A 19,846-nucleotide genomic window follows, 5' to 3' on the forward strand; every position below is an offset into this window, starting at 1 on the left:
CCCCCGCCTGCGGGCGGGGGGAGCAACCCACTGGATGTTCGGCCCCTTTGATGTTCGGCTTCTTTTTTGTTATGTTATAACATATACATTTAATCAAGGAGCCTCACCGTGGGTCTGTTGAAACGCGTACCTTCTCTGCTGGCGGCGGGCATGTTGGCGCTGGGCAGCCTGAACGCCATGGCCGATGAGCCCGCCCTGAACGTGGTGGCCTCGTTCTCGATCATCGAAGACCTGGCCCGCCAGGTCGGCGGCGAACGCATCGCGCTTACCAGCATCGTGGGCGCCAACGACGACGCCCACGTTTACGAGCCCACCCCCGCCGACGTTCGCCAGGTGGCGCAGGCAGACGTGGTGCTCATCAATGGCCTGATGTTCGAGGGCTTTCTTACTCGCCTGATCGAGGCCAGCGGTACCGAGGCCAGCGTGGTCACCGTCTCGGAGCACGCGGTGCATCTCGAAGACCCCATGGGCGGGCACTACCACTTTTATGGCGACCGGGCGGTGTTCCATGAAGCGCCCTACGACCCCCACGCGTGGCAGTCGGTGCCCAATGCCAGGGCGTATGTAGTGCGCATTGCCGACGCCTTCTGCGAGGCGGACCCGGAAGGCTGTGACGCCTACCGCACCAACCAGCAGCGCTACGAACAGGACCTGGAAGCGCTGGATCAGGAAATCCATGAGCGCATCGCCAGGATTCCCGAATCCCGGCGTACCGTGGTGGTGGCACACCATGCCTTTCGCTACTTCGAAGAGGCCTACGGCGTGCGCTTTCTGGCCCCGCAGGGGGTCTCCACCGAGTCCGAAGCCACAGCCGCTCATGTGGCGAAGCTGATCGATGCCATCGAGCAGCAGAGCGCCGTGGCGGTATTTGCCGAAAATATTTCCAACCCTCGGCTGGTCGAGCAAATCGCTCAGGAGGCCGGCCTGTCGCTCAGCGGCACCCTCTACTCGGACGCGCTGTCGCGGGAGGATGGCCCGGCGGCCAGCTACCTCGACATGATGCGCCATAACGTCGACACCCTTGTGACGGCGCTGCAGTAGCCACCCAGGTGATTAACCACGCCCCTTCTGGGCTCAAGGAGAGAGAAACGATGACCCCGATGTTTGTAGGCAAAGCGTTGACCGCGCTCGCTTTCGCGGTAGGCAGTGCCGCCGTGCAGGCCCACGACCACTCCCATAGCCATAGCCACAGCCATGGCGACGATGAAAACGTCACGGCCTGGCGGCTGGTGGTCGCCGACCAGCAGGATGCCGTGGTCCACGTCATCGACGCCACGGAGAAGTCGCTGCTGGACACCTTCGAGCTGGAAGGCCCGGCGGCGCTGCATCGCACCCGTAGCGGCGAGGCGGTATTTGCCGTGCAAGGGGCGGCAAACACGGTGTCGGTGATCAATACCGGCATCGCTTTCCATGACCACGGCGACCACGCCGATATCGAGGTGGCCGCCCCGGCGCTGCTGAGCACGGTTCTGGAAGGAGAGCGCCCCGCCCACTTCGTCGAGCGCCAGGGCTACATTGCCCAGTGGTTCGATGGTGAAGACGAAGCCCGCCTGTTCACCGAAAGCAGCCTGTTGGCAGACTCCCCCGAGGTCCGTACGGTGCCGGTGGAGGCGGCGCACCACGGGGTGGCCGTGCCTTTCCACCAGCATGCGGTAGTGACGGTGGTCAACCCGGAAGATGCGTCTCAACGCCCGGTCGGTGCCAAGGTGCTGGATAGCGACGGCCACCTGGTCGGCGATGAAGTGGCCTGCCCTGGGCTGCACGGTTCGGCGGGCTCTGGCAGCCTCTATGCGTTGGCTTGCCACACCGGCCTGCTGCTGATCGCCACGGAAGACGGCACGCCCCAGATCACCCACCTGCCCTACCCTAGCTCCCTGCCGGAAGGCAGTGCTTCCACCCTGCTGGGCGGCACCGGGCTACAGTACTTCCTGGGTAACTACGGGCCAGACCGCGTGCTGCTGGTCGACCCCACCGAAGGTGAAGAAGGCTTCCAGCTGGTGCAACTGCCTACCCGTCGCGTGCACTTTGCGGTGGACCCGATTCGCGCCCGCTACGCCTACGTGTTCACCGAAGATGGCCAGCTGCATCAACTGGATGTGCTGAACGGCGAGCTGACCCAGTCGCTGCGCCTGACCGAGCCCTACTCCATGGATGGCCACTGGAACGACCCGCGCCCACGCATTGCCGTGGCGGGTGAGCATATCGTGGTCACCGACCCTGCTACCGAAACGCTGCACTTCGTCAGTGCGGAAACCTTCGAAAAGGTCGATGAGATGGCCCTGGAAGGCAAGCCGTTCAATATCGTCGCGGTGGGCGGCACCGGCGTCTCTCACGGGCACTAAGCCTGCTGGCCCCTTTTATGACTCGCACAAAACAACACCGGAGCCCAAGGGCTCCGGTGTTGTTATTGAAAGAGTATTGGCCGCCGGATCGATAGCCTGAACGGTTGGCCCTGGGGCTAGCCATCCGGCAACGAATACATACTCGGTGGCTGTCGTATTACTTCTTGAGCTTGTCCTTGGCTTCTCCCTTGCCTTTTTGCAGTTCGCCCTTGGCCTGCTGCGCTTTGCCTTTGGCTTCGGTTTTGGTGCTACCCGTCGCCTTGCCAGCCGCCTCTTTCACTTTGCCTGCTGCCTTGTTGGCTGTGCCTTTTGCTTTATCTGAAGTACCTGCCATGACGAACACCTCTAATCCGTTAGTAGGGAAGCGGCCGCTGTACTGCGGGTCTACCTGACCGTGCGGCCTGTTATCAGCGTAGCGGGTATTGCCAAAGTTGCCCATTTTCTTTTTTGCAAAGGCCTGGTGCCTGTTCAAGCGGCCTTCAAGCAAGCCGAGTGGCCGCAAAGCGGTTCAGCACCCGCTGCACGCACGCCATCACCACCAGCGTTGCCACCAGCGCCACGCTCATGGAAGAGAAGCGGTACAGCGCGCTGTACACCAGGTCCTGCTGAGGCCCCAGCGACTGCCCGAACAGAATGCCCAGCGTGGTCAAGCCGCCAAACCCGATGCCAGAGCCGCCGCCTTCCAGAATGTGCTCGCGGGCGAACAGCATCAGGCCCAGCCAATAGAGCAGTACCACCAGCAGGAAATGGTGGCTTTGGGTATAGAGGACGAGCTGCATGGCCAGCGCCAGGTTGCATCCCAGCAAGGTGCCCACGGCGCGCTTGGCCGCCGACACCCGAGCGCCCTGATACCCCAGCGTGAACAGAATCAGGATGGTGGCCATTTGCGCCGACAGCGACCCCTGCAAGTCGAACACCTGGAACACCACGAACGAGAGCGTGGCCGTGATCCCGCCCAGCAGGGTTTCATGGCGCACCTGGGCAAGCGGCTTGGCCACCCTGGGCGGCGGCTGGCGGGGCTCGGTATCGGGGAACAGGGTATGCATCAGCATGGCGATGAACACGGCCAGCACGCTGGCCATCAGGTTGCTGGCCAGCAAATCGCCCAGGTCTACGCTGGGGTAGCTGGCAAAGTGCAGCAGTATGCTCAGCGTCAAGACGCCGTTGGCACCGAACAGAAACAGCGGCCCTCTGGCCATCAAGGAGAAGCGCAGCAGAAACAGCCCCAGCACCACCAGCGTCATCACCACCGGCATGTGCTTCAACAGCCCCACCACCACACTGACCTCCAGCGCGTTGAGGCTGCCATTGGCCAGAAACTGACGGATGATGCCAGCATTCAATACAGGCACCATGCCCAGCAGGAACATCGGGAACACGGTGAAAAACACCCCGTAGTTCCAGCCCATCAACTGGCTGACCACGAACCCCAGCAGCCCGCCCCCAGCCACGCGCACGCACTGGCGCAAGCCGTTCTGGTCCAGGCGGCTCGCGGGCCGCGCCTTGGGCGGATGACGGAAACGCTGTTTGAATCGGTGAGTCAGCCGTTTGGTAAACCGATCCATAGACCTGCCCCTAGGCGTATCAGTAGACATGTCAGTAGACATATCAGTAGACATAGTGCAGCCAGCTCACCAGGTGCGCTTGCAGCCAGGCGAAGGGCGCCGCCAGGGCATGCTGGCCCGGCCATAGCTGCACCGTGGCCCGTGCTCCGCTGGGGGGTAGTGAGGCCAGGGCAGTGGTCAAGGGATCGTCCAGCGCGATGTGCAGGCGCATGCGCTGGGCGTCTCTTACCCAGCGGTCGGAGGTAGGAATGCTGGTCAACTGACCATCGGCTGCCAGCTGCCCTTCGCGCACGCCCGCCTCCAGGGCGGTAACGCGGCCCTTGGCAATGTGCCCTGGCAAGGCATCGAACACGACCTGGGCCTCGTCGCCCACGTTCACATGGCGCAGGCTCTTTTCACGAAAGTCCGCGACGATCTCTGCTCGGTCGGCCACCAGCGCAATCACCGGCTGCCCCGCTGGCACATAATCTCCCGGCTGAAGCTGCAGGTTGGCCACCACGCCCGCCTCGCGGGCGCGTACCTGGGTTCTTTCCAGATCCAGCTCGGCGCGGGCCAGCGCATTGTTGGCCTGGCGCAGGCGAAGATTGGCCTCGCCCACCTCTCCCAACTGCACCTCCAGGCTATCGATTTGTGCTTGGGCAGAGGTCACGGCCGCCTGGGCGGTATGCTCGGCGGCCACCTGCTGGTCGTACTGCTGGCGGGAGATGCCCTGCCGCCCCAGCAGCGCCTCGGCGCGGCGACGCTCACCGCTACGCTCCTCCAGAGTCGCCTGGGCAGACACCAGCGATGCCCTGGCCGCCGCCAGCTCTGCCCGCAGCCGCGCGTTCTCTTGCTCGGCCTGCTCGCGGTTCAGCAAGGCCTGCTGCCGGGCCAGCTCGAACGGCGCGGGCTCCAGCCGGAACAGCACGTCCCCTGCGGCTACCCGCTGGTGGTCGTTCACCAGCACCGCCTCCACGGGCGCCCCCAGTTCCGGGGCTATCTGGGTCACCGGCCGCATTACCCGTGCCTCTGGGGTCATCGGCATGAAGCTGTCAGCCACCAGAAAATAGACGAACAGCACCGCAAACGCCGCCAGCGCAATACGTACCCAGCGGCTGAAACGTTGATCAGGAGTCATTGGCGTACTCACTCACTGCCCCTCGGGAAGCCCCAAGGAAAGCATCAGAAGGAATACTTTAGTCTAACAAAATAATTAGCAGGCTAACAACACAGCTATGCGGGCAGAATACAGGTGCCCCACAACGACACTGCCGCCTTACGGCGGCAGTCAATGGCAGGTGGCTTGGTCAGCGCCAAACGTTCAGCGCCAGGAGGGTCCACCCATGACATCCGGCAGCCATAGCGCCAGCTGCGGGAAGGCCAACACCAGCGCCAACACGACCAGTTGCGCCAGAATGAATGGCACGACCCCTATGTACATGTGCCTGAGGGTGACCTCCGGCGGCGTAATGGCTCTCAAGTAAAAGATGGCAGGCGCCAGCGGTGGCGTCAGGTAGCTGGTCTGCAACACGACCAGGAACGCAACGCAGAACCATATTTCATCGAACCCAAGCATCCGCACGATCGGCATGGCCACGGGAATGATGATGAGCACCACGGAAATCAGGTCGAGAACGAAACCGGCGATGAACGCGATAAGCAGAATCAGGCCCAAAATCATCCATGGGCTGAGTCCCGTGTCCATCAGCAAGGCTTGTACGGTCGCCATCCCCCCAGAAGCGAAGAACACGCCTGCGAACATGCTTCCCCCCAGAACGATCAGGAGAATCATGGCCGAGATATTGACCGTCTTGATTGCGGAGTTCCACAGCACTTCCAGCGTCAGGTTGCGATACGCCGCCGCCAGCACGATGGACCCCAGCGCCCCGCATGCAGCGGCTTCCGTGGGCGTTGCCAGCCCCATCAGGATGGTGCCCAGCACGATGAAGATCAGCAGCATGGTCGGCACCAACGCCACCAGGGTGACCTTGATCTTTTCCCCCCAAGCCACGTCAGGCTCCTGCTCTTGCACCCTGGGGGCCATGTCAGGCTTCAGATAGGCCACCCCGACGATGTAGACCAGGAACATCACCGCCATCAAGAAGCCGGGAATCAACAGGCCACTGAACAGCGACCCCACCGATACGCCTGCCACGGGGCCCAGCACGACCACGGTGATGGATGGCGGAATCGCCGTTCCCAAAGAGCCACTGGCACAAATGGTGCCCGATATGAGGCTTTTACTGTAGTGATGCTTGAGCATGACGGGAATGGCCAGCATGCCGATGACGGCTTCCGTGGCGCCGACCACACCGCTTGATGCGGCAAACAGGGTGCCCATGATGATGGCACCGACGCCCAGCCCGCCGGGCAGCCGCCGGGTCCACATGTGAATGGCTTCGAACAGCCGCTCGGCGATTCCCGACCTTTCCAGCATGGCGCCCATGAAGATGAACAGAGGCACCGCCGCCAGAATGGAGTTCGAAGCGGTATCTTCGATTTTGGTCAACAGCTGGTAGGCAGCCACATCACCAAACTGAACGATCCCGAACCCGGTGGCTACCAGGATCATGGAAAAGGCGATGGGAAAGCCCGAGATAATCAGCGCCATCAGCGCCGGAAACATTAGCAGCGCGAGATAACTACTCATGGTTGCCGCCCTCCACGGGTGCCTTGCCACTGATCAAGCAGACGGATTTCAGAAACTCGGCAACCACTTGCAGGGCCAGGATGGCAAAGCCAATGAACCAGACGGTGAAGATTGGCCATACCACCGGGTTCCAGGCCGAACGGCCTGAGCGCTCGTTGCCTTCAAACGCACCCAGCGCGTATTTCGATAGCTCCCACACCAGCCACGCCAGCACGGGCAAGAACATGACGTAGCCAACCGCACGTATTGCCGCATTGGCCTTGGGGCTCAGCTTCAGCGCCATGATATCGACACTGACGTGTTGGCCAATTCTCAGGGCATTGGCCATGCCCAGCATGAACATGGCCCCCATGACCATGTAACTCACCTCGAATGCCCAGAGCGTGGGCCTGCCCGCCACATATCGGCTGAACACTTCCACGATCAGGGCACCGATAAGAGGAAACACCAGTAATGCGCCCAACCATCCCGACAGGCGGGTCAGCGCTTCGATTGCTTTAATCAGTTTCATGACCAACTCTCAGCGTATAGGCAGCCAAACGAAAAGGGAGGCCTGGTCAGGCCTCCTTGTTTCATCCATGTGCCAAGGGATCAGCGGCCCATCACACCAATTGGCAGGCGATACTGGGACCAGTTGTTCATGTCATTCTTGAAGTCGCGCTGGGATTCGAGAACGCGGGCAAACCATTCGTTTTCGGCGGCGTATTCATCTTCCCAAAGCTCTGTTTCGGCATAGATGGCATCGATGAACGATTGATCCAGCTCGATGATCTCGTTCGGCCCATCGACCAGTTCCTGGTAGGCATCCAGGTCAGCAAAAGAGCTGGCCAACCATGTTTCGAACACGGACATCTTGCCCGCCAGCCGCAGCATCTGTTGCTGCTGCTCGCTCAAGCTTTCCCAGGTATTGCTGTTTACCTGGCACTCCAGGAAGCCTCCCGACTGATGAACACCAGGAATGACCACGTACTGGGCAACTTCCTGAAAACCCGTCGGCCGGTTCATCTCCGGGCTACCCCACTCGGCAGCATCGATCACGCCACGCTCCAGAGAGCTGTAGATATCGCTACCGGCCATGACCACCGTGGAAGCCCCCAGCCTGGAGGCGATCTCGGCCCAGGCGCCAGAGGTTCTCAGGCGTAGGCCCTGGAAATCTTCGAGAGTACGCACTGGCTTGTTCGAGTGAAGGAAAATTTCGGTACCCAGGATGGCGCAGGGGAAGGCCACTACATCGAACACGTCTCTGCGGTACTCTTCGTAAAGCTCTACCCCGCCCCCTTCATACATCCACAGCATGAACTCTTCCGGCGTCAGGCCGCTGGAGTGTCCGGCCAACAGCGCCGTCGTGGGGTCAGTGCCGTAGTCATAGTTGATGTAGTTATGGCTAATTTGAGCCACGCCGGACTTGACCGTATTGGTGACGCGCAAGGCGCTTCCCAGAGTACCGCCAGGATACACTTCGATGGCGATCTCGCCGTTGGAAAGCTCACTGACGCGATCTGCAAACATCTGGGCGTCACGTTCGAGCCAAGGGCCACCACTCCAGGGGGTCGCCATGCGCCAGTTCATCTCAGCCGCTCCGGCCGTCATCACCAACCCTGCGTTAAGGCCTACGACCAAAGCCAATTTACTGATTTTATTCATGATGTTTCCTCTGCAATGGAGCGTTATGGGTTTGTTCGCTGGCCATTTTCGTTGTTGTCTTTATTTTGACCTTATCATTTACGCAGGTGCAGCATTTGGCCGAAACTCTGAAAAACTGTGCCCATACTCAGCAAAGTGGCTATCCACCAACAAAAAGCCCCGCTGTCTGCCTGTGTCGGCAGATCAGCGGGGCGGGGTTCCCTTGATACGAGTTTGTCAGGTCGTTACCTGTACATGGTGATGCCAGCAGCCGTAGCGTCAGAAACGATAGCGTAGGCCGATGCTGGCGGCATCGAAGTCATACGCGGATTTGTCCAGGTAGCGCATGTAGTCGGCGCCCAGTGCCAGGTTGTCGGCAATGTCCACTTCCGCGCCAGCGCCATAGGAGAAGCCGCTTTCACGGTCACGGTCGAAATCGACCTCGGTGACACCGGCCAGGCCGTAAAGGCGTACATCCGGCGAGACGGGCAGGATACCCTTGGCGTAGACACCGGCCAGATAATCGAGCTCTACGTTGCCATCAGAGCCGCCTGTGCCCAGGTGGCCTTCCAGAGCGAAAAACTCGTTGAACTGAGCACCACCGCGCAGGCGCAGGCCTACATCGTCGCGGGATGAGCCGCGGTCGGGATCCAGGCTCCAGAACATGGCATCGCCACCCACGTATCCTTGTGGGTATTGGAAAGATTGTTGGGCCTGAGCTGATGCCGCAAAAGTACCGGCGCCTACCAGCAGTGCCGCAGAGGCAAGGGAAAGAACGGACGTTTTCATGGGGTTCACCTCAGTTAAGAAACAGTGTTTCCTTACGCTGAGCAAGTGTGGCTCAACCCCCGAGAGAACGCAAATGTCGCCCCATGCTTTGCATATAATTTCCTTTTTTCGGCGTTCGGTGGCGGGTGCTAGCGGCCTTTCGACAGGCTGAGGACCACGATGCCCCCCACCACCACCGCACCGCCCAGCAGTTGGCTGGGGCTGAGCATTTGTCCCAGCACCAAGTAGCCGATCAGCAGCGAAGCCACCGGCTCGAAGTTCATCACGGGGGCGTTGCGCGCCATATCCAGGCGGGGCACGAAGATGAACAGCACCGAAAACGCACTGCCGTAAAGCAGTGCCAGCATGATGAGCCCTGCCCAGCCGCTACTGTTGTCGGGCAGGCTCATGCCGCCAGGCACTGCCCCCAGTAGCCCGCCAAGAATCATGGCCACGAATACGGTCTGCATGGTGAGCAGGCTACGCAGGGTACTGCCTACGCCTGCCAGGCGGTGCTCAGTGATCCATAGCGCACAGGCAAACGCAAAGGCGGCCAGCAGCCCAAAGCCAATGCCTGCCAACCACTCGGGTCCCATGGCATCGGCGTTGGCCAACCAGCTGGGAATATCCAGCACCACCAGCAGGCCAATCAGTATGGTGCCCATGATCAGGCAGCTGCGCAGCGAAGGTCTGGGGCCACCCAGCGCCCAGCTAAGCAGCGCCAGTTGAATGGGAAAGGTGTTGACCAGCAGCAGGGCAATGACCACCGGCAGGCGAGCCACGGCGGAATACAGGCTGACGCTTTGCAGAGTGATCAACAACCCCACCACCAGCTGCCAGCGCCAGGCACCGGGCGGCAGCCAGAAACGCTTTTTCTGCAGCACGAACAGGCTCAGCAGGATCACGCAGGCCACCCCTGAACGCATCAATACCGCCAGCAGCAGCCCCGTACCGTTATCGAAGGCCAGGCGCGCCGACACGTGGTTGGCGGCGAACATGGTGGCCACACACATCATCAGCAGAATGGCGAGATGACGGGGCAAAAGCGCGGGGCTGGAAATCGACGACATAGGAACAAAACGGCTCACGTTAGGTTATATAAGGAACAGGATGACGACATTTTACATAGAAGGCTAACTAAATTCTTCGCTGATTTTCTCAGTCTCTGCATGTTAAACTAAAGTCTATCCCCCTTTCCTCCTGACTACTTTACAAAGGTTGTTATGAACGCACCGGTGCTGGTTATCAACTGTGGCTCTTCTTCCATTAAATACGCTTTGATTGATTCAGACCCTCAGGCACCGCGTCTAGCCGGTTTGGCAGAACGCCTGGGCAGCAACGACGCTCGCCTGAAAGGCAAGAACAGCGCCGGTGAGAGCTTCACCCAGCCGCTGCCCGGCGCCGACCACGGCGAAGCGTTAAGCGCCATTCTGGAGCGCCTGGAAGGCCGCGTTCCCGGTGCTGTGGGCCACCGTATCGTGCATGGAGGAGAGCACTTCACCCAGGCGGCACTGATCGACGACAGCGTGATTGCCGCCATCGAAACCACCGCAGCCCTGGCCCCTTTGCACAACCCTGCCAATCTGGCGGGTATTGCCGCCACGCGCAAGGTGTTTCCCGAGCTGCCCCAGGTGGCCGTCTTCGACACCGCCTTCCATCAGACACTGCCGCCCCGCGCTTACCGCTACGCGCTGCCGGAAGCGCTGTATACCGAACATGGCATTCGCCGCTACGGCTTTCACGGCACCAGCCATGCGTTCGTCAGCCAGCGCGCCGGGGAACTGAGCAGCCGTGGTGCAGGCGGCTGGCTGACCGCCCACCTGGGCAACGGCTGCTCCACCAGCGCCGTGTGGAACAACCAGAGCCTGGATACCAGCATGGGCCTTACCCCGCTGGAAGGCCTGGTGATGGGCACCCGCAGCGGTGACGTCGACCCCGGCCTGCATGCCCACCTGCATCGCCAACTGGGCTGGTCGGTGGAAGAGATCGATAACGTCCTGAACAAGCAAAGCGGCCTGCTGGGCCTTTCCGGCCTGACCAACGACATGCGTGAAGTGGAAGACCAGGCCGTGGCTGGCCACCCCGGTGCCAAGCTGGCGCTGGACGTGTTCTGCTACCGCATCGCCAAGTCGCTGGCGGCGCTGTCCTGTGCATTACCTAAGTTAGACGGCGTGATCTTCACTGGCGGTATTGGCGAAAACTCGCCTATCGTACGTCGTGAAGTGCTGGCGCTGCTGCCCCACTTCGGTTTCAGCATGGACGAAGCCGCCAACGAAGCGACCATTCGCGGCAAGGAAGGCAAATTGGACACCGCGAGCCATAACGGCCCTGAAGTGTGGGTGATCCCCACCGACGAAGAGGGCCGCATTGCCATGGAAACCCGCTACTGCGTGGAGACCCCTTGAATGAACAGCTCTTCCGAGCAACCCCAAGCCATTCTGCTTGTCCCTACCAGCATGGGGGCAGGCTTGACCTCGGCCTGTCTGGGCCTGATTCAGGCGCTGGACACCATTGGCCTGAAAGCCGGCTTTCTGAAGCCGTTCATGCAGAACGAGCTGAACGGCCCGGGCCTTGACCGCTCGACGGCGCTGGTCTCGCGGACGCTGAACCAGCGCCCGCCCTCGCCTATTTCCCAGGCACGCCTGGAGCGGCTGCTACGCGACGACCAGACCGACGAGCTGATGGAAAACGTCGTCGAGCTTTACGAGCAGGTCACCCAGCAGGCGTACCGTGACGGCAGCGCTCTGGACCTGGTGGTGGTGGAAGGCGTCGTGCCGACTCAGCACACCACCTACGCGACCCAGACCAACGCGCAGTTGGCGCATGCCCTGAACGCCCGCATCATCCTGGTGGGCACCGGCGACTTGAACGAGCCCCAGCACCTGGCGGAAGAGCTGGACATGCACGCCCGCAGCTTTGGCGGCGTCAGCTCCAGCCGCACCCTGGGCGGCATTCTGATGCGCATGAAAAACCTGCCCTATGGGCAGGAGGACGACCTTTCCGCCGCCCCCGGCACCATCAAGCCGCAGCTGGAAGAGCCGGTACTCAACGAGCTGCGCCGCTACTCCCCGGCGCTGGCCACCGACAGCTTCCACCTGATTGGCGTGGTGCCCTACAGCAAGACCCTGAGCGCCCCGCGCACACTGGACGTAGCGCGGGCACTGAACGCCAAGGTGCTCAACGAAGGTGACGCCGCACAGCGCCGCGTGCTGTCGACCAGCCTGTGTGCCCGCAGCGCCGCCAACGCGCTGCATATTTTCACGCCCGGCAGCCTGGTGGTGGCCTCCGGCGACCGTGACGACGTGGTGCTGGCCTCGGCGCTGGCCACCATGAACGGCACCCAGCTGGCGGGCGTGCTGCTCACCAATGGGTTCCTTCCCAACGACGGCATGATCGAGATGTGCCGCCCAGCGCTGAAGACCGGCCTGCCGGTGCTGGCGGTGGAAACCGACAGCCTGACCACGGCCCAGAACCTCAGCCAGCTCAGCAGCGAAATTCCCATGGACGACTTCGAGCGCGCCGAGCAGGTGGCACGCTACGTAGCGGCACACATGGACCTGGAGTGGCTGAAAGCCAAGCTGAGCCGTGGCTACACCCGCCGCCTCTCGCCGTCGGCGTTCCGCCATCAGTTGGTGAAGCTGGCCCAACAGGCCAAAAAGCGCATCGTGCTGCCGGAAGGCGACGAGCCGCGTACCATCGAAGCCGCCATCATCTGCCAGCGCCGTGGCATTGCCGACTGCGTCCTGCTGGGCAAGCGGGAAGACATCGAAAGCGTGGCCCATCACCGTGGCCTGACGCTGCCGGATACGCTGACCATCATCGACCCGGAAAGCACCCGCGCCAGCTACATCGACCCCATGGTCGAGCGCCGCCGAGGCAAGCTCAACGAGCTGACCGCCGAAGCGCAGCTTCAGGACAACGTGGTGCTGGGCACCATGATGCTGCAGCTGGATGAGGTGGACGGCCTGGTGTCGGGCGCAGTACACACCACGGCCAACACCGTTCGCCCGGCGTTTCAGCTGATCAAGACGGCCCCGGAGTACAATCAGGTCTCGTCGATCTTCTTCATGCTGCTGCCCGAGCAGGTGGTGGTATACGGCGACTGCGCGGTGAACCCGGACCCGGACGCCGAAACCCTGGCGGAAATCGCCCTGCAGAGCGCGCGCTCTGCCGAGGCCTTCGGTATCGAGCCCCGGGTGGCGATGATTAGCTACTCCACCGGCGACTCCGGCACCGGCGCCGACGTGGATAAAGTCCGCGAAGCGACCCGCATCGCCAAGGAGCGCGCGCCGCACCTGGCCATCGACGGCCCGCTGCAGTACGACGCCGCCGCCATCGAAAGCGTGGGCAAGCAGAAAGCTCCCGATTCCCCCGTGGCGGGCAAGGCCACCGTGTTCGTGTTCCCCGACCTCAATACCGGCAACACGACCTACAAGGCCGTTCAGCGTAGCGCCCGAGTGGTCAGCGTGGGCCCGATGCTGCAAGGTTTGAACAAGCCGGTGAACGACCTGTCCCGCGGGGCACTGGTGGATGACATCGTCTACACCATCGCCCTCACCGCGATTCAGGCCAGCCAGCGGGAAAGCTAGCCACTCGCCGCGTGCTATACGCGCTAAAAGCAACGCCCCGAACAGTGAACTGTTCGGGGCGTTTTAGGTTTTGCGTCAGGTTGAATCGTTAGGATGTATTACGCCCACATGGGCACCATGGCTTCCAGCACCATCACTAAGCTCATGGCGGTAATGGTCAGAATCGAGACGCCGAACACCTTCTTCGCCCAGCGCACGTCGTCCTCTAACCGGTAGCCGCATAGCGCCAGATAAAGCCAGTAGCCGCCCATGGTCAGCGCTACACATAGGTAGCCTGCGCCTGCTTGGCTAGCCAGCACCAGCGCCAGTGACGCAGGAATAAACGCCACGATATAGCCCAGAATATGGTGCTTGGCCCGCTTAATGCCGTGCACCACCGGCAGCACCGGGATGGAGGCGCGACGGTAATCCGCATAGCGGAAAATCGCGATAGCGTAGGAGTGCGGCATCTGCCACAAGCAGAAAATCACTAGCAGCATAAACGCGCCGCTGTCGAACTGCCCCGTGACCGCGCAGTAGCCCACCACCGGCGGCATCGCGCCGGAAAGGCTGCCCACCAGCGTGCCGTACTCGGAGTGGCGCTTCATATAAAGGCTATACACCCCCACATACACGCCCCAACCGATTACTGCCAGCGCCACCGTCAAACCGTTAGTACCTAGCGCCAAACAGACCACGCCGGCCACCCCCAACAGCGCTGAAATCCCCAGCGCCTGGGTGATCGAGATGCGGCCCTTGGCCAGCGGGCGATGGCGCGTACGCGCCATCAGTGCATCGATATCCCGGTCGATGACGTTGTTGCAGGCACAGCCCGAGGCAATGACCAGCGCAATGCCCAGCATCACCGAGGCAAACGTGACGATATCGAAGGTGCCGTGGGCGGCCAGAAAATAGCCCCCCAGCGTGGCGATCAAGTTACCGCCAATGATGCCCGGCTTGGTGAGCGCCAGCAGGTCTCGCCAGCGGCTCGGTGCCACGTTCAGCCGATCATCATGTTGAGATGCAGATGCTGCATGATCCATAAAGAGCCCCCTACCACCAGGACGAGTATCGTCAGTGTGAAAACGAAGGACATCAGATTCCACCCCTCGTCGGCTTTGGTATTCATATGCATAAACATGACCAGCTGGACCAGAATCTGCAGCACGGCTGTTACAGCGATGACCACCACCGTCGTGGCGGTGCTTAGCGCACCGCTCATGACAACCGCAAACGGAATCACGGTTAGCACTAAAGATAGCAGAAGCCCGACAACATACGATTTAACGCTTCCATGGGAAGTCGTTGAATGCGCTGCTGAATGTGATGACGATTGGCTCATGTCAAAGCACCCCCATCAGGTAGACGAACGAGAACACACAGATCCACACGATATCCAGGAAGTGCCAGAACAGGCTGAGACACAGGATACGCGGGCGCGTCATGGGCGTCAGGCCTTTGGTGGAAAGCTGCACCAGCATCACCAGAATCCATACCAGCCCCACCGTGACGTGCAGGCCATGGGTGCCCACCAGGGTAAAGAAAGACGACAGAAACGCGCTCTGGTCTGGCCCATACCCTTGATGAATCAGGTGATGAAACTCATACACTTCCATGCCGACGAAGGCAGCCCCCAGGGCAAAGGTGACCGCCAGCCACGCCTTGACCTGCCCCACCCGCTCGGCATTCATGGCCAAAACGCCCATGCCAAAAGTGAAACTGCTGAACAGCAGCAGAAAGGTTTCGACCAGCACGAACGGCAGCTCGAAAATATCGGCAGCCGTAGGCCCCGCCGCCGTGCCCTTCATGAGCACGGCATAAGTGGCAAACAGTGACCCGAAGATCACCAGGTCGCTCATCAGGTAGACCCAGAAGCCGAAGACCTTGGTGCCTGCGGCATCGTGGTGTTCGTGGGGCTCTGCAGTGGCCCCGTGATGCAAGGTATCCGTGGCCATTACGCTCGCGCCTCCACATAGTTGGTTTGTTCGCTATCGACAGCACTGCTGGGTGCCGAGGTTTTGCGGCGCTGATGTTCACGCTCGATACGCTCCACTTCGGCAGCGGGCACGTAGTAGTCGATGTCATCGTTGAACACACGGGCGAGGAAACTCACCACCACGCCCAGCGCACCGACGCCCGCCAGCCACCAGATGTGCCACACCAGCGCAAAACCCAGCACCAGTGCGAAGAGGCTGATCACTGGGCCTGCCACCGTATTACGGGGCATGTGGATATCGGTGTAGGGCGCGTCTTCGAGCTGTTCGTTACTGCGCTGTTTTTGCGACCAGAAGCTGTCGATGTCGCCCACTGCCGGCAAACGGGCAAAGTTGTAGAACGGCGCGGGGGAAGACGTGGACCACTCCAGCGTACGGCCATCCCAGGGGTCGCCGGTCAGGTCGGCATTGAGCTTGCGGTCGCGCACGCTGACCCAGAACTGAATCACGGTACAGGCAATGCCCATCATGATGATCACGGCACCCACCCAGGCCAGAATCATCCAGGGCTGCCATTCGGGGTTGGCGTAGGACTGCATGCGACGCACGGCACCGAAGAAGCTCAGCACGTAAAGCGGCATGAAGGCGACGTAGAAACCGATGAACCAGCACCAGAACGAGCGCTTGCCCCACTTTTCGCTCAGCGTGAAGCCGAACGCTTTGGGGAACCAGTAGGTCAGGCCCGCCATCATGCCGAACACCACGCCGCCGATGATGACGTTGTGGAAGTGGGCAATCACGAACAGGCTGTTGTGCAGGACGAAGTTGGCTGCTGGCAGCGCCAGCATCACGCCGGTCATGCCGCCCAGGGTAAAGGTGATGATGAACCCCAGGGTCCATAGCACCGGCGAGGTCAGCTCCAGGCTGCCACGGAAGATGGTGAACAGCCAGTTGAACACTTTCACCCCGGTGGGGATGGCGATGACCATGGTCATGATGCCGAAGAAGGCATTGACGTTGGCCCCGGCGCCCATGGTGAAGAAGTGGTGCAACCAGACGATGAACGACAGCAGCGTGATGGCCACGGTGGCCCACACCATGGTCTTGTAACCGAACAGGCGCTTACGGGCGAAGGTCGCGATGACTTCCGAGAACACGCCAAAGGCGGGCAGGATCAGAATGTACACTTCCGGGTGGCCCCAGGCCCAGATGAGGTTGACGTACATCATCATGTTGCCGCCAAAGTCATTGGTGAAGAAGTGCATGCCGAAGTAGCGATCCAGCGTCAGCAGGGCAATGGTCGCGGTCAGAATGGGGAACGAGGCAATGATCAGGATATTGGCGCACAGCGATGTCCAGGTGAAGATCGGCATGCGGAACAGGGTCATGCCTTTGGTGCGCATTTTCAGGATCGTGACGAAGAAGTTGATGCCGGTGAGCGTCGTGCCTATCCCGGATATCTGCAAGGCCCATATCCAGTAATCGACCCCCACCCCAGGGCTGAACTCTATCCCCGATAAAGGCGCATACGCGAGCCAGCCGGTCTTGGCGAACTCCCCCACCACCAGTGAGATGTTCACCAGCACTGCAGAGACCGCAAACAGCCAGAAGCTCAAGTTGTTGAGAAACGGAAAAGCCACGTCGCGGGCGCCTATCTGGAGTGGCACCACCAGGTTCATCAGGCCGATGACCATGGGCATCGCAACGAAGAAGATCATGATCACACCGTGGGCGGTAAAGATCTGATCGTAATGTTCAGGAGGGAGATAACCTGCGGCACCCCCGGCCGCCATGGCCAGTTGGGTACGCATCATGATGGCATCGGCAAAGCCACGCAGCAGCATGACCAGGGCCACCACAAAATACATGATACCGAGCTTCTTGTGGTCGACGGAGGTGAACCACTCGTTCCACAGCCAGCCCCACTTGCGGTAATAGGTGAGCGCGCCAAGCAGCGCCGCACCGCCAATCGCCATGAACGCCGCCACGACCATGATGATCGGTTCGTGATACGGAATGGCGTCGAGCGTCAATTTTCCAAACATGTTCAACCCCCGGCTTCTACGCTGTCAGGATGGCCGCCCATGGCGTGCTCATCGCTAGCGTGCTGATTGGTAACGTGGCCATAGGCAGCGTGATGGGAGGCCACCTGGGCACTCTCGAGTTCACCGCTTTCGCCATGGCTGTCGTGGGCTTCACCTAGGGCGTCGCTATGTGCCGCATGGTCACTGTGGCCACCATGGCCGCCGTGGCCTTCGCCACCCCCGTGGAAGCTGGTCAGAATCGTTTCGTACAGGGCGGGTGCCACTGCCGAGTAGTGTTCGACCGGGTGGTATTCACTGGGGGCCGCCAGGGCGTTGTAGCCCTCGGGGTAGCTCAGGGTCTGACCTGCTTCACGCACGTTGGCCACCCAGGCATCGAAGTCGGCTGGCGAGGTCACGTGGGCGTCGAAGGTCATGCCGGAGAAACCGGCTCCGCTGTAGTTGGTGGAGCGGCCTGGGTAGACGCCCTCTTCATCGGCGATCAGGTGCACGTCGTTGTCCATGCCCGCCATGGCGTAAATCTGGCTACCCAGGTGGGGAATGAAGAACGCATTCATCACCGAACCAGAGCTGACCCTGAAGCGCACCGGCGTATCCACCGGGAAAGCCACTTCATTGACACTGGCAATGCCCTGCTCGGGGTAGATGAACAGCCATTTCCAGTCCAGCGCCACCGCCTGTATTTCCATGGGCGCTACGCTGCTTTCGATGGGCTTGTGGGGGTCAAGGGAGTGCGAGGTTTTCCAGGTAAGAAAGGCGAGAACGGCGATGATCACGCAAGGCACGCTCCACACCGCTGCCTCGATGGCATTGGAGTGGGCCCAGTCAGGCAGGTACTTGGCAACGCTGTTGCTGCGCCGGTAACGCCAGCCAAACAGCAGCGTCATGACGATCACCGGGATCACCACAATCAGCATCAGCCCAAAGGAGGTCAGAATCAGCGAGCGCTGCTCGACGCCAATCTGCCCCTTTGGGTCCAGCAATGCAGAACTGCAGCCCGCCAACAGCAGGCACAGCACAACGAGCACAAGAATGCCTCGTCTGCGCCAAAGGGTAGGTAATTGCATGGGTGTAGTCTCGTGAGAGAGTGGCTGATACAGCCTGCTGCTGGCTGGCTAACTAGCCAGCTAAGTAGCAAGCTAACTATTACCCCATACATTTCCCAAAACCGTCGAGGGTTGACGTGCTCCGGGAAAGGTATGCGCTACCGGGAGGGGTAGGTAGCGAGTCTTAACCACACGTTGCGTGTATAAATTAAGACTAAAGTATTTTCTATTGATCTCCGTCAATCAGAAAGAGGCGCTTTGCCGCACCCCAGGTGCGGCCAAATGTGTTAAGCAACGCTTTAGGCAACGCTGATGCTGAGGGAGCTGGCGGGATGGTTTTCCAGCAGGCCAGGGGCGCGTTCGTCGTCGGTGATCACCACGTCGAAATCGGCCAGCGAGGCAAAATAGGCGGGCCGCACGATGCCGAACTTGCTGGCATCGACCACCAGCAACCGCTGCATGGCGGTAGCAATCGCCGCTTGCTTCGGGGCTACTTCATGGAAGTGAAAACAGCTCACTCCACGTTCGCAGTCTACCCCTGCCGCTGAAATCAGCGCCTTGTTGATGCCCAGGCGTTCGATGGCGTCCCGCATGCCGTCGCTGCCGAAGGATTGCGACGAGGCGTGAAACAGCCCCCCCAGCAGCACCAGCCGCACGTTGGGCAACGCGGCGACCGTGTTGGCCACGTTAAGCGCGTAGGTCACCACGGTCAGCTCGCGGAAGTGGCTGAGCTGGCTCAGCAAGGGAATCAGCGTGGAGCCACAGTCGATGAATAGCGTGTCGCCTTCGTCGATGAAACTGGCGGCACGCTGGCACAGGCGATGTTTGACATGGTAGTGGCTGGCCTGCTGCTCGGTGAGGTCGTAGACCGGCGTCACGCCGGGGTAGCTGGCCATCACCAGCCGCCCCCCCAGCAGGCTCAAGGGAGATGGCTGTGTGGCGAGGTCTCGGCGAATGGTCATTTCCGACACTCCGCACAGCTCGGCGGCATCGCGCAGGTGCAGGGTTCCCCCGCCTGCCAGGGCTTCTTGCAGCATGGCCAGGCGCTGGGCACTCCGGTCATTCACAGGCATCTCCTTGTGATTCATCTTGTTATCGGGTTTCAGCGCTCAGGTAACGCTTATGCTGAGCCAGCGCCCCGCGAATTTCCACTCCCCTACCACTCTGTTTGCCGCCATGAGGCGCATGAAACACCCTGGCAGCGTTGATGTGACAATACTTGCAAATCAACGTTAAAAAAATAACACTCGATGTTATAATTTTAACATCAACGCCAGCCCGCACGACCCACAACGTCGGTATGCCACCTCTCGTGGCACCGTAACAACC

General features: G+C 60.9%; 18 protein-coding genes. 4 read left to right on the top strand and 14 right to left on the bottom strand.

Annotated elements, in window-relative coordinates:
* Window positions 1-108: 108 nt before the first annotated feature.
* Both aztC and aztD read left to right on the top strand, forming a co-directional pair.
* Window positions 109-1,041 carry a zinc ABC transporter substrate-binding protein AztC gene (aztC, locus tag FEU76_RS07650; RefSeq protein ID WP_144981842.1) on the top strand — a complete coding sequence of 311 codons (933 nt, stop codon included), beginning with the start codon at window positions 109-111 and terminating at the stop codon, window positions 1,039-1,041.
* Window positions 1,042-1,091: 50 nt separating this feature from the next.
* A complete protein-coding gene (gene aztD, locus FEU76_RS07655) occupies window positions 1,092-2,342 on the top strand; it encodes a zinc metallochaperone AztD (RefSeq protein ID WP_144981845.1) in 1,251 nt (416 codons plus the stop codon).
* Window positions 2,343-2,499: 157 nt separating this feature from the next.
* Here aztD and FEU76_RS18830 read toward each other — a convergent pair whose 3' ends face one another.
* The 8 genes from FEU76_RS18830 to FEU76_RS07695 form a co-directional block, all read right to left on the bottom strand.
* The gene (locus FEU76_RS18830) at window positions 2,500-2,814 is read right to left on the bottom strand and encodes a CsbD family protein (protein WP_373294923.1); all 315 of its coding nucleotides are present in this window, start codon (window positions 2,812-2,814) and stop codon (window positions 2,500-2,502) included.
* Between the two features lie 7 nt (window positions 2,815-2,821).
* Window positions 2,822-3,907: a DUF2955 domain-containing protein gene (locus tag FEU76_RS07665; protein ID WP_144981848.1), complete on the bottom strand. Its 1,086-nt coding sequence runs from the start codon at window positions 3,905-3,907 to the stop codon at window positions 2,822-2,824.
* A gap of 43 nt (window positions 3,908-3,950) precedes the next feature.
* Entirely contained in the window at window positions 3,951-5,024 is a 1,074-nt protein-coding gene (locus FEU76_RS07670) for an HlyD family secretion protein (RefSeq protein WP_144981850.1), read from the bottom strand.
* A 183-nt stretch (window positions 5,025-5,207) separates the two neighbouring features.
* On the bottom strand, window positions 5,208-6,536 hold the full coding sequence (locus FEU76_RS07675; protein ID WP_144981853.1) for a TRAP transporter large permease: 1,329 nt from the start codon (window positions 6,534-6,536) through the stop codon (window positions 5,208-5,210).
* Window positions 6,529-7,047: a TRAP transporter small permease subunit gene (locus FEU76_RS07680; protein WP_144981856.1), complete on the bottom strand. Its 519-nt coding sequence runs from the start codon at window positions 7,045-7,047 to the stop codon at window positions 6,529-6,531. Before FEU76_RS07680 ends, FEU76_RS07675 begins: the two co-directional genes overlap by 8 nt.
* A gap of 80 nt (window positions 7,048-7,127) precedes the next feature.
* The gene (dctP, locus tag FEU76_RS07685) at window positions 7,128-8,180 is read right to left on the bottom strand and encodes a TRAP transporter substrate-binding protein DctP (protein ID WP_016914663.1); all 1,053 of its coding nucleotides are present in this window, start codon (window positions 8,178-8,180) and stop codon (window positions 7,128-7,130) included.
* A gap of 258 nt (window positions 8,181-8,438) precedes the next feature.
* A complete protein-coding gene (locus FEU76_RS07690) occupies window positions 8,439-8,948 on the bottom strand; it encodes a porin family protein (RefSeq protein ID WP_039176693.1) in 510 nt (169 codons plus the stop codon).
* Between the two features lie 128 nt (window positions 8,949-9,076).
* Window positions 9,077-9,997, bottom strand: coding sequence for an EamA family transporter (locus FEU76_RS07695; protein WP_016914665.1), 921 nt, complete (start codon window positions 9,995-9,997; stop codon window positions 9,077-9,079).
* A gap of 153 nt (window positions 9,998-10,150) precedes the next feature.
* Between FEU76_RS07695 and FEU76_RS07700 the strand changes: the two genes are divergently transcribed.
* Together FEU76_RS07700 and pta are read left to right on the top strand one after the other, a co-directional pair.
* On the top strand, window positions 10,151-11,332 hold the full coding sequence (locus tag FEU76_RS07700) for an acetate/propionate family kinase (RefSeq protein ID WP_144981857.1): 1,182 nt from the start codon (window positions 10,151-10,153) through the stop codon (window positions 11,330-11,332).
* The gene (gene pta / locus FEU76_RS07705; protein WP_144981859.1) at window positions 11,333-13,516 is read left to right on the top strand and encodes a phosphate acetyltransferase; all 2,184 of its coding nucleotides are present in this window, start codon (window positions 11,333-11,335) and stop codon (window positions 13,514-13,516) included.
* 98 nt (window positions 13,517-13,614) lie between these two features.
* Here the strand turns inward: pta and cyoE are convergent, their stop codons facing one another.
* The 6 genes from cyoE to FEU76_RS07735 all read right to left on the bottom strand — a co-directional run bounded on the left by cyoE (window position 13,615) and on the right by FEU76_RS07735 (window position 19,584).
* Entirely contained in the window at window positions 13,615-14,538 is a 924-nt protein-coding gene (gene cyoE / locus FEU76_RS07710; protein WP_144981862.1) for a heme o synthase, read from the bottom strand.
* Window positions 14,496-14,837, bottom strand: a complete 342-nt coding sequence (gene cyoD, locus FEU76_RS07715; RefSeq protein WP_096922473.1) for a cytochrome o ubiquinol oxidase subunit IV — start codon at window positions 14,835-14,837, stop codon at window positions 14,496-14,498. The genes cyoE and cyoD overlap by 43 nt, the downstream gene beginning before the upstream one ends.
* A 1-nt stretch (window position 14,838) precedes the next feature.
* Window positions 14,839-15,450, bottom strand: coding sequence for a cytochrome o ubiquinol oxidase subunit III (gene cyoC, locus FEU76_RS07720; RefSeq protein WP_039176704.1), 612 nt, complete (start codon window positions 15,448-15,450; stop codon window positions 14,839-14,841).
* Window positions 15,450-17,474 carry a cytochrome o ubiquinol oxidase subunit I gene (gene cyoB / locus FEU76_RS07725; RefSeq protein ID WP_144981865.1) on the bottom strand — a complete coding sequence of 675 codons (2,025 nt, stop codon included), beginning with the start codon at window positions 17,472-17,474 and terminating at the stop codon, window positions 15,450-15,452. The genes cyoC and cyoB overlap by 1 nt, the downstream gene beginning before the upstream one ends.
* 2 nt (window positions 17,475-17,476) lie before the next feature.
* Complete coding sequence (cyoA, locus tag FEU76_RS07730) at window positions 17,477-18,538, bottom strand: ubiquinol oxidase subunit II (protein WP_144981868.1); 1,062 nt, start codon at window positions 18,536-18,538, stop codon at window positions 17,477-17,479.
* A 278-nt stretch (window positions 18,539-18,816) separates the two neighbouring features.
* Window positions 18,817-19,584: a DeoR/GlpR family DNA-binding transcription regulator gene (locus tag FEU76_RS07735; protein WP_144981871.1), complete on the bottom strand. Its 768-nt coding sequence runs from the start codon at window positions 19,582-19,584 to the stop codon at window positions 18,817-18,819.
* Window positions 19,585-19,846 lie beyond the last annotated feature (262 nt).

The organism is Halomonas sp. C22 (genome assembly GCF_007655045.1).
In the GTDB taxonomy this organism is placed as follows: Bacteria; Pseudomonadota; Gammaproteobacteria; order Pseudomonadales; family Halomonadaceae; genus Vreelandella; species Vreelandella hamiltonii.